We start from the raw sequence: 15,499 nt of genomic DNA, 5'->3' as shown, positions 1-15,499 counted from the left end.
TTGCTGGCTCTGATCGTAACCCTGCTGATCGTAATAGCCTTGCTGGCTCTGATCATAAGCCTGCTGATCGTAATAGCCTTGCTGGCTCTGATCATAAGCCTGCTGATCATAATAGCCTTGCTGGCTCTGATCGTAACCCTGCTGATCGTAATAGCCTTGCTGGCTCTGATCATAAGCCTGCTGATCATAATAGCCTTGCTGGCTCTGATCATAAGCCTGCTGATCATAATAGCCTTGCTGGCTCTGATCATAGGCTTGCTGGTCGTAAGTGCCCTGCTGACTTGGGTCATAAGCCTGCTGGTCGTAAGTGCCCTGCTGACTTGGGTCATAAGCCTGCTGGTCGTAAGTGCCTTGCTGACTTTGATCATAGGCTTGCTGGTCGTAAGTGCCTTGCTGACTTTGATCATAGGCTTGCTGGTCGTAAGTGCCCTGCTGACTTGGGTCATAGCCCTGCTGCTCAGCCCCTTCAAAGCCCTGCTGGTAGGCATAGCCCGAAGCATCCTGCTGGTAATAGGCATTCTGGGAATGCGAGGTTTGGCGATGCTTTACCTCATTTTGGCGATCCAATGCCTCATCTGTCAGAGTTAAAGAACTTGTTACACGATAGGATGTAACGCCTTCTCCGCGGGCTCTGCGTTTTTTACGATTGTTTTGCTTGTCCACCTTCCTATTATAGCTGCTGTATTTGCCGGATTTCTAGAATCCTGGCAAATTTTCAACAGCAGTCCAAAGAAGTGAGATCGTAAGTGCTTTATTTAGCCCACAAGTCCCAACATGGCCATGGGAATGGCAATCACAAACGCCAGACTGAAAATAACAAAAGCATAGACAAACATCATCGCAAGTATCGTAATCACCGTCTGAAAGTTGGAGATATCCAAACCCTGACGCAGGGCCACAAAATAGGTGCAAAGCGACCAAATCCCCCCTACCAAACCAGCCAAAGCGCCCACGCCAGGAATTGGCGCCAGTACAGAAAGCGCCATCGGCAATTCAGCAAACCCCAACACCCGCAACATTTCACCGTGGGTGGCTTCAGCATCGCCCTTAAACAGGCTGGTTCCCACCTTATAGGCCACCCAGGCGCCAATCCACCAACCAATTACCGAACCAATCATGCTCGCCAGGGCCCCCACGAACCCTTTTCCATCAGGTGTAAAAGCCTGCCCAATAGCTGAGAGTACAGCCACAGCAATGACGATTTTCAAAGCTTGCGCAAGCGCCCCCTCGTCATGTTCAATTTCCTCATAGGTGGCCGCATCCAATTTCAAAACCCCAATGATACGTTCTTGCATAAGCCCCTCCGCTGTTCATAATCTTGTCATTTTAGCGTGAATTTTTAAAAAATTTGGTGAACCTTATCTCAAATCAGAGAAAATTATTCGCCAAAGAGCTCAGAAAGCCCCAATACCAAAGCGGTTGAAGGTCGCTCAAAGAAAATACCTGAGCCGGCATGCTCAGGATGCAAGCCTCGCAGAAACAGACAAAAACCACCCCCCAAATGCAGGTCGGGGTCGTAATCGGCCAAACGGTAACGCAAATAACGGTGCAAAGCAACCAGATACAAGTGCAGTTGCAGGGCATAGGCATGCGCTGCGACCACAGGCAGAAGCGCATCTGGTGCGTAATCACGCCAGCGCAAACCCAAGCCATTGGATTTATAATCCAGCACGTAATAAACACCCTTCCAGGCACAGACCAGATCAATAAAGCCCTTGAAATAGCCCTGCAGGGGATAAAAATTGAGCGCGGGCAAGTCCCCCCAAGGGCTTTGGTGCTGTCGAAAAACATCCTGCAGCATTTCGGGGGTGAGCGTCTGACGCACAGGGAAATAAAATTCCCATTCATGCAGACGTTGACGGGGTTCCAGCTCAGCCAGTGAAAAACCCACCGGTTCAAGTGGGGTTTGCCAGATCAAAGGCAAAGCCTGAAGCAAGGGATCAAGCCAAACCGTTGCATCAAAACCATAACGTCTCAGCCAGGGCAAGAGCTGAGCAGGCAGCGCATCGACAGGTGTCTGCGCTGAAATTTTTTCAAGCAAAAGATGCAGAAAACGTCCTTGGCGGCTGCCTCTGGGCAAGGCCATTAAAGGCCCTTCTGGATTTTCAGTCAATTCCGGCAAGGCTTGCTCAGTATTTTCTTCCCATTCGTCTGGCAAATCGGCCCCAGGCAACTCAAAATTCACCCCCTGACGGGCCGTTAAAAAACTAAAACTGGCCGTTTGATAAGCTGAAGCAATCTGCGGCCAAGGCGGCAAAAACAAGTTTTCAGACGGCTCTCCACTGGAGCGTGCCAGTTTCAATCGGGTCGGCTCTCCCAATGCTTTCAAATGCCAACGCCCCTGGCTAAGACCCACCTCAGCTTGAAGTGTGCTGAACAATTCCTGGGCATTTTCAGCAGGAAACCAATGCCCCAAAGCACTGAATTCAATCTGGTTTACAAACCCCCAAGCCAACCACAGCTTGTAGCGGGCACGGGTCAAAGCCACATAGACCAGACGCAGATCCTCTTCCTGGCTTTCACGGCTGCGTTGCTTGGCTCGCTCCTGCAAATGCTCAGAGCCCAAATCCAAAACCAATTGACGGGTTTGGGGTTCAGCACTTAGCAGGGGGGCTTTGACCTGCATTTTACGCCCCTCCCACAAACTGGGGCAAAAGACCACAGGAAACTCCAAACCCTTGCTGCGGTGAATCGTCAAAATCTGAACCGCCTGACGGTCTGTTTCCAATTGCAGCAGAAGGCTTTCCTGATCTGTTCGTAGCTCCAGGCGTTCCCGCCTGAGCCAATCACAGAGCTGACGCAGACCAGGATCATGGGCCTGCTCATAGGCTTGCAGCAACTCGCTGAGATGGCGCAGATTGGTCACGCGGCGCTCTCCTTCCGGGGTGGTGAGCAAACGGGCATAAATTGCGTGGCGACGCACCAGCCCAGCCCACATGCGCGCAAAGCCCTTCTCCAACCAGTCTTGGTGGGCGTTTAAAAAACTCTCCTGCCAGAATTCCCAACCCGTTGCATCGTTTTGCAGGGCATAGACTTCGCTCAGGCTCTGATTAAAAATCACCCCCACCAAAACCGGCAAAAGCCGATCCCGGCGTCCGGGTGTAAGAATGGTCTCCAAAAGGGTTTGCAAAGCTTCGGCTTCAGGCGTTTGAAACACACTCTCCTGGCTGTAGAGAACACAGGGCACCTGCCGTTGACGCAAAGCAGCGCGAATTTCCTGGCCTTCGGCATGGGTGCGCACCAGCACCGCAATATCCTGAGCGGCCAGGGGCCGAAACTCACCCGTATCAGAGTCTTTGAGAGCATACTCTCCAGAGGCCAGCATCTGAACCATTTCACTGGCCACCTGAGCAGGTAAGTTCTCCCAGACTTTTTCTTTGCTCAATTTTTGCTCCTCAGGCGCCTGAATCCAGGCAATTTCAAGCGCGGCATCCCCTGCGGGGGCTCGCCATTCCTGTTTTTGCCTGCCAGACTGAACCGACACAAAGGGAATTTCAGCATGGGCAAAAGTCTCTGGACGTTTAAAAAACTGTTCAAGCGCGGCAATCAAATCAGGTGAAGAGCGAAAATTGGTAAACAGGGTTTGTGGCTGACGGGGCAGCAAATCCTGACGCGCTTTGAGGTAGGTATGAATATCTGCGCCACGAAAAGCATAGATCGCCTGTTTCGGATCCCCAATTAAAAAGAGTGGCCCCTGGGGATAGAGTTTTGAAAAAATGGCATATTGCAAGGGATCCGTATCCTGAAATTCATCAATCAGCGCCACAGGTTGGGCCTGGCGAATCACCTGAGCCAAAGCCTCACCCCGCTCAGGGTCATGCAAAGCTGCATGCAACTGAATCAGCAGATCTTCAAAGGAAAGCTGCTGGCGTGCCAACTTGCCCTTGGAGACATGCTGGCCAACGGCCTGTGCCAATTGGTGCTGCCAGAGCAAAAGACTCTCTTGGCAATAGGGCAACAAGGCTTCGCTGGCATTCAGCAAAGTTTGAACTGCACCAAAAAAAGCGTGGCTGACTGCTGGCCCTTTGTTTTTGGCCTGAATCAAGGCCAAAGAAAAATATTCAAGCTTGTCTTTTTCATGGGGCATGCGAGCAGGAAAATCCGCAAAATAAGCACTTAGCGCTTCAGCTCTTCCGTCTAAATAGCGGGCCTGAAAGGTACTTCCCCCTTTGAGCTGCATAGCCTGCGCTAAAATCTCACGGGTTTCGTTGACCCAAAGAGTGCGGGCCAGGGCAAAAGCCTGCTCAAACTCCGCCTGAACCCGTTCCAATGCCTGGGCAAGCGCCTCGGGATCCTCAGGTTTTTCAGGTTCCAGTTTGAGCGCCGAAAGATTGAGATAGGGGGAGATTTCCTTTTGCAGACACTCGGGGGTCCAACCAGCTTCCAAAACAGGGCGCAACTGGCTTTTGCCATCACGGTACATGCGCTGCCGCCAAAAATCCTGAACCGCCTGGGCCAACACAACCTGCTGATCCGACAAAACCTCAATCTGAAAGGGCTGACCACTGTGCAGAGGAAAACGACTTAAGGCCCATTGGCAAAAAGCATGGATGGTTGAAATACGCGCCAGGTCTAAATCGCGCAAAGCCTGTTTCAGCCGTTGCATGAGATCGGCATCCTGATGCCAGAGCCAGGCCTTGAAAAAAGGGTCTTCGCTGGAACCCTGCGCCAAGGCCTCAAGTGCCTGTTTCAAACGCAGACGCAAACGCCAAGTCAATTCCTGGGTCGCCGCTTCCGTAAAGGTCACCACCCCCAATTCCTGCACCCGGTAGCCCTTTTCGGCAATCAAACGCAGGCAAAGATTCACGAGGGTATAGGTTTTGCCTGTACCCGCACTGGCTTCGATCATGTGCACGCCATCCAAAGCGCAGGTCGCCAGATCAAAATGGCTCATACGGAGGCCGCCAAAGCCGCTTGCAAGGAAACCTGACGCAGGTGCTGGCGCAAGGGGCCAAAGATTTCCAGAATCAAGGCCTCTGTTTCAGGGGCACGCAGCCAATCAGGCGCGAGGCAGAGCGCATAGGCGGCATCAGAAGCCTCCCCAGGCTGTTGCTGGTTTCCATACCAGCGCTGAGCAGCCTTGCGTTGGGCTTTTTCAATGCCCTTATTCAGTTCTGAAACCCAGGCCCAAGCCGACTCCAAAGCCAAGGGCAGGGGGGCATTCAGCCCCTGATCGTAGAGATCCAGCAGACGTTTCAGCTCGGCCTGGGGTTGCTCAACGGGCGCAAAAGAGAGCAAAACCCCTTGATCTTTTTCAAAACCCACGCGCCTGACCGGCTGGGCTTCCCCCAGACAGGCCAAGAGCAGATGTTCCAGCCAGGTCTGCAGATAATCTGCGGCCTTCAGCCGTGAAAGCCGCACTTGAATCAAGCCCTCACTGAAAAGGGGCTGAAGTTGCCCCTCCAACTGCCAGGCCTCCACATCAAAGCGAAAAGAACGAGAGGCTTGAGGCACCCCTGTTAAAACCTGTAAGCTCTGGGCCAAAGGCAGAATTTCAGCTTGCAGGGAGAGCCAAATCTGTTCACCCACCGGGCCGGGGGGCAGATGGCCCCGGGCCCTCAAACGGGCATCAAAGACCGCTGGGCTTCCCCCCTGTAAAAGCCAAGTCAAAAAGGTTTCCCGCAACTGAAAACGCTCAAGGCCATTGAGTTGAAAGCGCTCACTCGTTGCACGGGTCTGCTCTTCACGTCTCAGGCGCAAATCCAGGCGCTGCATAAGAAAGGCCTTGGCTGGGTGGCGAAAGAAATCCAGCAAAGCCTGCCAGGGAGTCGGCCCTGGCACCAGCGCAGGCAAAGGCCCATCGACAAAGGCGTGCGCTTGGGGCGGCAGCTGTAGATTTTGAGCTTCTTTTAAGGCTTGCCATGACCAGGAGCGCACCCCCGTTCCGGCTTTAAAATAACGGGGGTCAAAGGGTTGAAGCGGATGACGTGTAACCGGCACCGTCTGACCACAGAGCGCCTGCAGGCTGTCCTGCAATTCAGACACCAGCACGGATGCGGGCAAATCGAGATTATCGCGAACCCGGCGTCCGGTATAACTCAAATAAAAACGCTCACCTGCCGAACGCAGCACGGTCAGAAAAAGATCCCGATCTGCCCGACGCAGCGAGGGGTCTTCTGACCGGGGGCTCAAAGCCAGCAAATCCAGTTCGGTGGTCTGATCAGCCCTTGGCAACACACCGGCATTCAGCCCTAAAAAACAGATCACGCGAAAGGGCAGCCCCTGCAATCGGGCCGGTGAAGCAAAAAGGATCCGTCCCAAGGGCAGGGGCCGCTCAGGAACATGGCTCCAGAGAGTTTCCAACTGGGTTCTCAGCAGGCCCAACCCCAAAGGGGGGGCGTAAAGCGTTTCAATTTCAGCCAGCTTTTGCAGTTGTTCGAGAAAGAGAAACCAATCGTCTTCCTGTTCTGGCAAGGGTTTGACCAAGCGCAGCAAGATTTCGCTGAGGGTCTCACTCCATTCACTTGCCGTTTTTTCAGAAACCAAGGCATCCAAGGCTTTCTCAAGGGTACTGAAGAAATCCAAAAGCCGCCCCAAAATGCGTACATTCTGCCCTTCCATGGGCCCATAGGGCAAAATACCGGCATAGGGCAACTGGCCCTGGTCATCTAAAGCCATGCCCAAAAGAAGCCGCTGCAACCCCTGCTGCCAACTGTTCTGTGAAAAAGCAGGCAAACCCAATTTGCGCCGGTGTTCCGCATCGCGACCCCAACGTACCTCGACCTGATCCAGCCAAAAAATGGCTAGTTCCAAATCCTCAGGCTGCAGACCAAAGGCCCTTGAAACAGCGGGCTGCTCCAAAAGCGCCCAGACTTCGTCAAGACTGAGTCGGCTGGAACTGAGTTCAAACAAACTGCGCAAAGCCAAAACGCCAGGGTTCTGATTGAAGTCTGGCTGAACCAGGGCAAAAGGCAACCGCCCGCCCTGCTGGCCCCCGCTCCCGAAAACACCTGCGACCAAAGGAGCATAAACTGCCAAATCGGGTATCAAGACCGCAATTTCAGAAGGTTTGAGTTCGGGCAACTCATCAAAACAGGCAAAGAGAAAATCCTTCAAGACCTCCAGCTCACGCTGGGGACTGTGCACACTGTGAATTTGAATGCTGGTATCAGGGCCCGGCCAAAGCGGACAATCGCCAGGCTTACGCAAAGCCGCCTGCAATGCCTGTAGCAGGTTTTGCGGTTCTGGTAATGTTTCGGGCAAAGCTTCAAAAACAACACCACGCGAGGCCAGCGCAGACACCCAAATCTGCTCCTGCTCGCCACAGGTTTCGCGCAAGACCAAGCCTTCGAGTGGGGGCAAAGGACTGGGCAAATAAAGCGTTGTTGGCACGACTTCAGCCAGAGCCAGTAAGATCTCGAGGTAAAAAGACGGCAGTTCACTCAGGCCAAAGACACTGAGACGACGGGGCAAACGCTTGGGAGAAACGGCTCCCGAACGCAGGCGCCGAATAAATAACTGCTGTAAAGCCCCCCGATGCCAGATCGGCGCAGGCAAAGACTTGAGCAATTCCTGCCAAAGCTTGCCCGCCCACTCAGCTTCAGGCAAAGGCCAGCGACCCGCTTCAAACTCAGGCAACCAATCGGGTCGAAAGGTCGCGATTAAATCAATCTGGCGGGCCCATTCCTGGGCCAAAGACCAGGCCCGGTTTTGCGCCGGTGCTGCTTCCAGCCAGGTTTTAAAAGCTGAAAAAGCAGGGTCTGCACAGAGGCGCTCGATGCTTTCAAAAATCAGCCAAACCGTTTGCTGGGGCTCAAGTGCAATCCGATCGGGCATTTCAGCCAAGGCCATGCGGGCCAGGCGCCAAAGTGCTTCACGGGGGTGAAGCAAACGTCCTTGGGCCCAAATCCCCAAAGCCTGTGCCAGATAATAATCCAGCCAGGTTTGCGTCCCTGCGTGGGGCACGAAAATCCACTCCAATGCAAAAGGATTGGGAAGGGGAGCCGCAGACAACTCCCGGGCCAAGGCTGCCGCCAGGACCTCGGGGCGGGGATCGGTCAGAACCCGCAAAGCAGAAGAATTTGACATGCACCCAGCATAAGTCTTCTGCTAAGCCACGGCAAGAGGCTGGAATGGTATGCTGAAAAGCATATCGCAAGCAAGCACCGATCAAAACGAGGAAAAGCCAGTGCTCAAACTCCCTGCCGGACTGGAGCCGATCAGCCGCCATTTTGCCCACCTGATTCTGGAATTGGCTGAGAGCCAGGATCCCTTCCTGCTTTTGGGGGCCTTGGCAGCCAGTGAAGCGACCCAGGCACAAAATGCCTGTGCCAACCTGCGCCTTCTGGCTGAGCAACCCATACAGAACGAAGAAGCCCTCTGTTACCCTGCCTTAGCCCCCTGGCTGGCCAGCCTGCGCAAACACAGCCAGGTGGTGGGGCTGCCCGGTGAGAGTTGCCCCTTGATTCTGGAGACTGAACGCCTGTATCTGAACCGCTATTGGCAGTATGAACATCAACTGGCCCAGCAATTGCGCCAGAGAAGTCAGAACACCCTGCCCTTAAAAACAGAGCACTTGCAAAACCTGATCGCCCAATTTAAGAACCTCTTTCCCCCATCAGAACAACCGGATTGGCAGGCCCTCGCCGCAGCCAATGCCCTGCTCAATACCCTGAGCATTATCGCAGGGGGCCCCGGCACAGGCAAAACCACCACGGTCGCCAAACTGCTGGCTTTGCTGCTCGAAAATGCACCCGATTTACGCATCACCCTGGCAGCCCCCACAGGCAAAGCAGCGGCACGCATGAAACAAGCCCTGCTCAAAAGTCTTGAAAGCGGCCCCTTTTCTGCCCAGATACGCTCCCGCATGCCCGAAAGTGCCCTCACCCTTCACCGACTCTTGGGCTACCGCCCCGGCTCCCACCTGTTTAAACATGGGCCCGAAAACCCCTTGCCCTGGGACGTGATCATTGTGGATGAGGCCTCGATGATTGACCTGGCTCTGATGAGCAAATTGGTGCAGGCCGTGCGCCCGGATGCCCGCCTCATTCTACTCGGAGACCCCGATCAACTGGCCTCGGTCGAGGCCGGCTGCGTACTGGGAGATATCTGTCGGGCCGCCCAAGCTGATGCCTTCAGTGCCCAAAGGCGCAAAGACCTGGAAAAACTCAGCGGACAGATCCTGCTGCTGCCTGAAAGCCAAAATGCCCTGGATGATCAGGTAATCCAACTCAAACACAGTCACCGTTTTGGCCCCCAAAGCGGCATTGGCCATCTGGCCCGAGCTATCAACGCCGGTCAGGCCGAACACGCCCGGCACCTGCTGCAAGCCCCTGAATTTAAAGATATCTGCCTGGAGGATCTGCCCGCTCAAATCGAATCCTTGCTGGGCAGCAGAATCAAACAAGGGGGGTGGGCCCGCTACCTAAGCGCAGACTCTCCCCAGGCGGCACTGGAGGCTCTCGAAGACCAGGTGCTGCTCTGTGCTCTGCGCCGGGGCCCCACAGGAGTCGAGGGGCTGAACCGTGCCATGGAAAAGGCCCTTCAGCATTCCGGCCTCTTAAGCCTGAACAGCCCCTGGTACCACCTGCGCCCGGTGCTGATCAGCGAGAATGACTATTTGCATGGGCTTTTCAATGGCGATATGGGCATTACCTGGAATCCCGAAGGCCATTCTCCCCGTATTTATTTTTTTACAGAAGGGCAAACCCTTCACAGTTTCAGCCCAGCGCAACTGGGAGCCCATGAAACCGCCTGGGCCCTGACAGTGCATAAGAGCCAAGGTTCTGAATTTCATGAGATCATGCTGATTCTGCCCCCAGAAGAAACACCCCTGCTCAGCCGAGAATTGCTCTATACAGGCATTACCCGTGCGCGTCAGCGGGTAGAAATTTGGGGCTCAGAAGCCATTTTTCGCAGTGCGGTTCAACACCGGATCGAGCGTTCCTCTGGCTTGGTTGTAGCCCTGAGCATCGAGTAAAATCAGATCCAGGATCCGAAAACACACAAAGAAAATTTTTGCCATGTCTATCAAGCCCTTCGCCCTGGCTCTCTGTCTGGGTCTCTTGTTTACACTCTCAGCCCAGGCAAAACCCCGAGGGGAACGCTTTGAAAACCTGGATTTGAATAAAGATGGCAAAATCACCCAATTGGAAATGCAAATGGTCAGCCGTGAACGCTTTCAAAAAGCAGACCAGAACAAAGATGGTTTTTTGGTGCCTGAAGAAGTACTGGAGCTGATGCCTTTCTTCGTGCGCAACCAGGCCCGCAAGCCGGTCACAGAATACCTTCAAAAGCAAGATACCAACAAAGATGGCAAGGTTTCACTGGACGAGGTCATGGCCCATGCCAGCAAGCGTTTTGCCCGACTCGACAGCGATAAAAACGGCTCACTCTCACCTGAGGAATTTAAACGCAATGCGGGTAAAATGGAGCTTTAAACGCTACCAGAGCACTTCCATCATGGCGCAGTTCAGACCGCTGCCGATGCCCATAAAGGCCACACGGTCACCGGCTTGAATCTCGCCCTGTTCAGCGACCTTGGCCAAGGTCAGCGGAATCGAGGCAGGGCCGACATTGCCAAATTCAGGGAAAATCCGAGGCACCTTTTCATGGGGAACATTCAGAATTTCTGCGCATTTACGCAAATGCACTTCGCCCACCTGGTGCATGATGTATTGACGGAAATCTTTTTTATGCCAGTCCTGTTGCTCTTTGGCCCGCTCATAGGTTTCAGCCGCCAATTGCAGGCCAGCCATCAAGAGCGTGCTGGCATCGGTGGTCATATCATGATTCTGCCCCAAACACAGACGGCTGTGATGGGTCGCAGCCAGACTCACGCCGCCTAAAAAGCGGTGCCCTTCGGGGGCCAGTCGGGAATGCGTCAGAACCATGGCCACGCCCCCTGAGCCCAAGGTCAGGGTCGCGAAACGATCACGAAAATATTTTTCTTCTACATCGGGAGCCTGTAAGCGGGGAAGCGTATGCTCCACAATATCCCGGCTGCTTTCACCGCAAACCACCAGGGCATAGTCGACCTGACCGCGTTCAATCATATTGCCCGCGATCGTCATGGCGTTGAGAAAAGCCAGACAGGCATTGCCCACATCAAAATTCAAACATTCCGATTTCAAACCCAAATTGCCATGAACCAGGGCCGCCACAGAGGGTTCAATAAAATCTTTGCTGACCGAGGTGCTGATCAAGACACCGATTTTGTCCTTGGGAATACCGGCATCTTCCAAGGCCCGTACAGAAGCCTGAGTTGCCGCATCACTGGGTTGTACACCGGGGTCCCAAAAACGACGGGCACTGATGCCGGTCAGAGATTCAATCAGATTGGGACGCATGCCAAAACGCTGAATATTGTCCTTGAGCTGTTCTTCAATACTGGCGGAGCTGATGCGGTGAGGGGCGTCAACATAGCCCATCCCGAGAATAGAGACGTTATCAAAATACATGCTGGTTCCTTATATTCGGTGTTGGCCTCTGGCAATAACAGAAGAAAAATTGAGACCCTGGGGCTATCTGCCCCTTCCTATTGTACTGTTCTCAGAGAAGGGTCGGAATAGTATTTTCAGAAAGCCCTTCAAATCAAACAAAAAATAGCAGCGTTCTGCTCATTTTTCTGAACAGGCCCACCAAACTTCCAAATCATGGGGAAAGGGCCAGGAACCCAAATTGAAACGCAGTTCTGAACCCACCTGAAAACGACTGGCCAAACGCTGGCGATGGGCCAATACTAAAAACAGAAGAAGGCGGGGACGCTCCCGAATCTGGTAGGGAATTCCGGGCGAGAGATGAAACAGCAATTGCTGATCCCAATCCTGCCCCCCCGGATCCCGCATGCTTCCAGCAAAATGTGGCTTCAAAGGCATTAAACACTTGCCATCCAAACGATCTTGCTTGGGGATCAAGTGCTTGGGAAGGGTGGGAATCTCCACGGCAGGCCAAAACCAGAAAGCAAGCAGCGCTATCAGACCGAAGCCAAAAGCAAGGCGCAAAAAGCGTTGCTTCACGGCACCCAAACAGGCGAAGCTTCCTGAGCTGGATTTTCAGTGATGCGTTTTTCGGACTGGCCATCGGTTTGGATCAGGTAGATCTCGGCGTTGCCATCGCGGTTTGAAACAAAGGCCACCCGCTTGCCATCGGGCGAGAATGACGGATCTGAAACCCAGGCTTGATGATGGGTTAAAACCTTTTGTTTCCCAGTTTTCAAATCCCAAAGACAGATTTCTGAATGCCCCTTTACCAGGGCCACATAGGCCAGGGTTTGACCATTGGGTGACCAGGCCGGGGTACGCAAAACAGGGGAAGCCGTCAAAGGCTGACGTTGGCCCGTCTCAATCTGAAGCAATTGCAATTCCTGCTGCTGGCCCTGACGGGCTACCAAGGCCAAGCGCTTGCCATCGGGTGACCAAGCCGGGTCGCTCTCCCAGGCAGGATCTTGGGTCAGACGTTGGCTGATACGGCTGCCCACGCCCAAAAGGTAAAGGTCATCCTGACCTTCCTGATCACTGACAAAAACCAGCTGACGCCCATCGGGTGACCAGACCGGGTCACGCTCCCAGGCTAAATTTTGAGTTAAGCGGGTCAAATCTGAGCCATCCAACTCCAGGGTATAGAGGTCATCTTGACCCTCTCGGCTGGAGACAAAAACCACCCGGCGGCCATCGGGTGAAACAGCGGGGGATTTGTCAATATCCGGATAAGCGCTGAGATTATGCAAACGCCGGTCCTGCAAACCATAAAGATAAATTTCCCAATTGCCATCACGGTTAGAAGCAAAAACCAGACGCTCTCCTTTCGCTTCTTCTTTGGGTTGACAGGCAAGTCCCAAAAACAAGAGCGAGAAGGCAAACAAGGCACTGAATTTCACGCGACTCTCCCCGCTGGTTTTGGATCACTATATAATAGCAAAGACTCAAGAGAAAGCCCATTGCCATGCCCAAACTGCTGAAATCCTGCCTGTTTCTACTCTGTCTATGGAGCAGCCTGTGTTTGGTTCCTGTCGCAGGCCCTGCTGAACCGGAAAAAATCACCCTGGCACTTTTCGCGCCCCGTGAAGCCGATGATACCTTCTGGTCCATGTTTCGCGACTTCATGGCAGCTGCCTGCCACGACTTGGGCATGGAACTGCGGGTCTATTATGCCCACGATGACGCAGACCTGGCCTTGAAACAATTGAAAGAAGCCACTTCTGGCCCAAACAAAGTGCAAGGCCTTGTTTTTCAGAATTTTAAAAAAACAGCTTTGAAATTTCTTGAACTGGCAGAAAAAACAAAAACTCCCGCTTTTATCATCGATACCGGGCTGGATGAGGCCGATTTAAAACGGGTCGGCAAGCCCCGTGAAAGCTTTAAATACTGGCTGGGTGAGTTTTTACCCGAAAACGAAGAGGCCGGTTTTGACCTGGCCAACCGTTTGCTTCAACGGGCACAAAGCCTGAAAAATGAAGAGGGCCTGGGAGAAAGAATCCAAATTATCGGTCTGGCAGGCGAGCATCTTTCCAATGCCTCCAGTGATCGTATCAAAGGTTTAAATATCGCCATCCGGGATCGTGAGGATGCAGTGCTTCAAGACATGATCTCGGCCGCATGGAACCGGGATCAGGCCAGGCTCAGAACCCGCCAGATTTTTGAAAGATTTCCCCCAGGTATCAAAGTCATCTGGGCCGCCAACGACCCGATGGCACTGGGAGCGGTCGATGCACTGCGCGAAATGAAGCTGAGACCCGGCCAGGACGTGATCACCGGTGGCGTAGACTGGACCGCCGATGGCCTACAGGCTGTCAAACACGGACTGATGGATGCCACCGTGGGAGGACATTTTATGCAGGGAGCCTGGGCCGCAGTCATGCTCTATGATACCTTTCATGGTCTGGATTTCGCCAAAGAATCCGTGGAAATGCGCCTGCGTATGCAGATTCTCGATCGCCGGAATATTGACGTCTATCTCAAGCATTTCAGCACGGGTAATTGGGAGCAAATCGACTTTCGCAGCTTTTCTAAATTTGCCAATCCAGCCCGCAAAAAATACGATTTCAGCCTGCAAGCCCTGCTCAATCAATTGGAGAACCAAACAAGTACAGACCAAAATCCGTAAAGGTTTTCTTTCTGAAACGGGTCATACATTCAGCAAAGATTTTCAAAACAAGAGAGGAGCAAGCAAAAAAGGCTCAGCAATCATGGCAAAGGCGTGAGTTCCTGCTGTGTGATTTTACGTTGCCAAAGTATTTTACCGTCTGAAGCATGGGTTTGCAGTTCGAGCACGCGCTGTCCCGCTGGCCCTGTAATCTGAATCAGGCCAAAGTTACGCGCCTCAATCAAAGAGCCGGGTTCCCGAGTTGCCAATTCTTTTTCTTCAGCAAAGGGAGGATAGGCCTTGCTCGTCAAAGGCGAAACCGTGTATTCATACAGGGGATAGGTCTTGGGTCTTTCCAGTTTAAGCAACTCGGCATGGTGGCGATCGCCACTGAGCAAAACAATTCCTGGAATGTTGGATTGTTCCAGCCAGTTTAAAAAATCCTGAAATTCACGCCTGTAGCTGTAAAAATTTTCACTGGGGGTCTGGGTATTCAGCACCTGATTGCCCACCACAATAAATTTAAAGGTGGCAACGCTATTGGAAAGACTGTCCTTCAGCCAGGCCCATTGTGCCGGCCCAAAGAAATCCTTGTTGGGATCCTTCAGTTTAAACGGGGCTCTGAAATAGCGGTTGTCTGTCAGAAAAAATTCAGCATCGCCCCATTCAAAGCGGGTATAAATCCCGCCTTCCAGCTGGCCACTGGCCGGGTTGGGCCAATAATGCCTGAAAATATCCAAAATTTCAGTGCGCAGCCGGTAACTGCGATCTGAATCATTGGAGCCATAATCATGGTCATCCCAAATCGCGTACTGAGGAATTGCAGCTAAAAAAGGACGGGCTTCAGGCAATTCACGCATTTGCCGGTAACGTTTATTCAAACGATCAGCTGAAAAGAAATCAGGCTCCCGCAGATAGACATTATCGCCCATCCAAAGCATAAAGTCAGGCTGGGCCTTGCGAATTGATTCAAAAATTTCATAATTCCCACCCAGCCCCTCATAGCCAGGAATATCCGCTTCAGGGTCGTTGAGATAAGCACAGGAACCCAACGCAAGTTTAAGCGCGGGAGGCGCCTTGCGGTTGCGCCAGAGGGGTTGGGTACGAAAACGGGCAGCATAGGGCAGGGTTTGAAGTTTGCCATTGATCTCAATCTGGTAAAGATAGTGGGTTTCAGGTTTCAAACCTGTGAGCGGAATTTTGACGCTGAAATAGTCCTTTTCAAGGGTTTGATACACCCCCGTCTGCTGGCTCTGAGAAGTTCCTTCGGCCTGAAAAAGCACCTTGACCTGCGCCGATTGAGGGGTCTGCACCCAAATCCAGGCCTCATTCATTTCAGTATTTCCAACCATCACCGAAAGTGCAGGGGAGCCAGGCTGGGCAGCCAGCGGTTGCGCACAGGCCAAAAGCAAAGCCGTCAGCAGCAAAGAACGTTTTAAAAAATCAAACATAGATCCCATCCTTTCTTTCACGTTCA

11 protein-coding genes are annotated in these 15,499 nt (G+C 53.0%); 3 read left to right on the top strand and 8 right to left on the bottom strand.

The window, feature by feature from the left end; translation table 11 throughout:
- The 4 genes from COW20_14095 to COW20_14080 form a co-directional block, all read right to left on the bottom strand.
- On the bottom strand, positions 1-663 hold a 663-nt coding region (locus COW20_14095; protein PIW46973.1), incomplete at its 3' end, for a hypothetical protein.
- Between the two features lie 92 nt (positions 664-755).
- A complete protein-coding gene (locus tag COW20_14090; GenBank protein PIW46972.1) occupies positions 756-1,295 on the bottom strand; it encodes a hypothetical protein in 540 nt (179 codons plus the stop codon).
- A gap of 83 nt (positions 1,296-1,378) precedes the next feature.
- On the bottom strand, positions 1,379-4,894 hold the full coding sequence (gene recB, locus COW20_14085) for an exodeoxyribonuclease V subunit beta (protein ID PIW46971.1): 3,516 nt from the start codon (positions 4,892-4,894) through the stop codon (positions 1,379-1,381).
- On the bottom strand, positions 4,891-8,028 hold the full coding sequence (locus tag COW20_14080) for a hypothetical protein (protein PIW46970.1): 3,138 nt from the start codon (positions 8,026-8,028) through the stop codon (positions 4,891-4,893). The genes recB and COW20_14080 overlap by 4 nt, the downstream gene beginning before the upstream one ends.
- Positions 8,029-8,077: 49 nt before the next feature.
- Here COW20_14080 and recD point away from each other — a divergent pair, with 49 nt between their 5' ends.
- Together recD and COW20_14070 are read left to right on the top strand one after the other, a co-directional pair.
- Positions 8,078-9,919 (top strand): exodeoxyribonuclease V subunit alpha, encoded by a 1,842-nt coding sequence (gene recD, locus COW20_14075; GenBank protein PIW46969.1) that lies wholly within the window; start codon positions 8,078-8,080, stop codon positions 9,917-9,919.
- 43 nt (positions 9,920-9,962) lie between these two features.
- The gene (locus COW20_14070) at positions 9,963-10,379 is read left to right on the top strand and encodes a hypothetical protein (GenBank protein ID PIW46968.1); all 417 of its coding nucleotides are present in this window, start codon (positions 9,963-9,965) and stop codon (positions 10,377-10,379) included.
- A 3-nt stretch (positions 10,380-10,382) separates the two neighbouring features.
- Here the strand turns inward: COW20_14070 and COW20_14065 are convergent, their stop codons facing one another.
- The 3 genes from COW20_14065 to COW20_14055 all read right to left on the bottom strand — a co-directional run bounded on the left by COW20_14065 (position 10,383) and on the right by COW20_14055 (position 12,817).
- Positions 10,383-11,399 (bottom strand): 3-oxoacyl-ACP synthase III, encoded by a 1,017-nt coding sequence (locus COW20_14065; GenBank protein PIW46967.1) that lies wholly within the window; start codon positions 11,397-11,399, stop codon positions 10,383-10,385.
- A gap of 159 nt (positions 11,400-11,558) precedes the next feature.
- Entirely contained in the window at positions 11,559-11,966 is a 408-nt protein-coding gene (locus tag COW20_14060) for a hypothetical protein (protein ID PIW46966.1), read from the bottom strand.
- Complete coding sequence (locus tag COW20_14055) at positions 11,954-12,817, bottom strand: hypothetical protein (protein PIW46965.1); 864 nt, start codon at positions 12,815-12,817, stop codon at positions 11,954-11,956. Before COW20_14055 ends, COW20_14060 begins: the two co-directional genes overlap by 13 nt.
- Before the next feature lie 65 nt (positions 12,818-12,882).
- Here COW20_14055 and COW20_14050 point away from each other — a divergent pair, with 65 nt between their 5' ends.
- A complete protein-coding gene (locus tag COW20_14050) occupies positions 12,883-14,043 on the top strand; it encodes a hypothetical protein (protein PIW46964.1) in 1,161 nt (386 codons plus the stop codon).
- A gap of 80 nt (positions 14,044-14,123) precedes the next feature.
- On the opposite strand, the gene COW20_14045 is transcribed toward COW20_14050, so the two are convergent.
- Entirely contained in the window at positions 14,124-15,482 is a 1,359-nt protein-coding gene (locus tag COW20_14045; GenBank protein PIW46963.1) for a phosphodiesterase, read from the bottom strand.
- Positions 15,483-15,499: the final 17 nt, after the last annotated feature.

It is taken from the genome of bacterium (Candidatus Blackallbacteria) CG13_big_fil_rev_8_21_14_2_50_49_14, assembly GCA_002783405.1.
In the GTDB taxonomy this organism is placed as follows: Bacteria; Cyanobacteriota; Sericytochromatia; order UBA7694; family UBA7694.
This window is presented reverse-complemented; position numbering and strand designations above follow the sequence as displayed.

Coding starts and splice junctions, on each gene's coding strand:
- COW20_14090 (PIW46972.1), bottom strand. CDS start 1,295: ATGCAAGAACGTATCATTGGGGTTTTGAAATTGGATGCGGCCACCTAT.
- recB (PIW46971.1), bottom strand. CDS start 4,894: ATGAGCCATTTTGATCTGGCGACCTGCGCTTTGGATGGCGTGCACATG.
- COW20_14080 (PIW46970.1), bottom strand. CDS start 8,028: ATGTCAAATTCTTCTGCTTTGCGGGTTCTGACCGATCCCCGCCCCGAG.
- recD (PIW46969.1), top strand. CDS start 8,078: ATGCTGAAAAGCATATCGCAAGCAAGCACCGATCAAAACGAGGAAAAG.
- COW20_14070 (PIW46968.1), top strand. CDS start 9,963: ATGTCTATCAAGCCCTTCGCCCTGGCTCTCTGTCTGGGTCTCTTGTTT.
- COW20_14065 (PIW46967.1), bottom strand. CDS start 11,399: ATGTATTTTGATAACGTCTCTATTCTCGGGATGGGCTATGTTGACGCC.
- COW20_14050 (PIW46964.1), top strand. CDS start 12,883: ATGCCCAAACTGCTGAAATCCTGCCTGTTTCTACTCTGTCTATGGAGC.
- COW20_14045 (PIW46963.1), bottom strand. CDS start 15,482: ATGGGATCTATGTTTGATTTTTTAAAACGTTCTTTGCTGCTGACGGCT.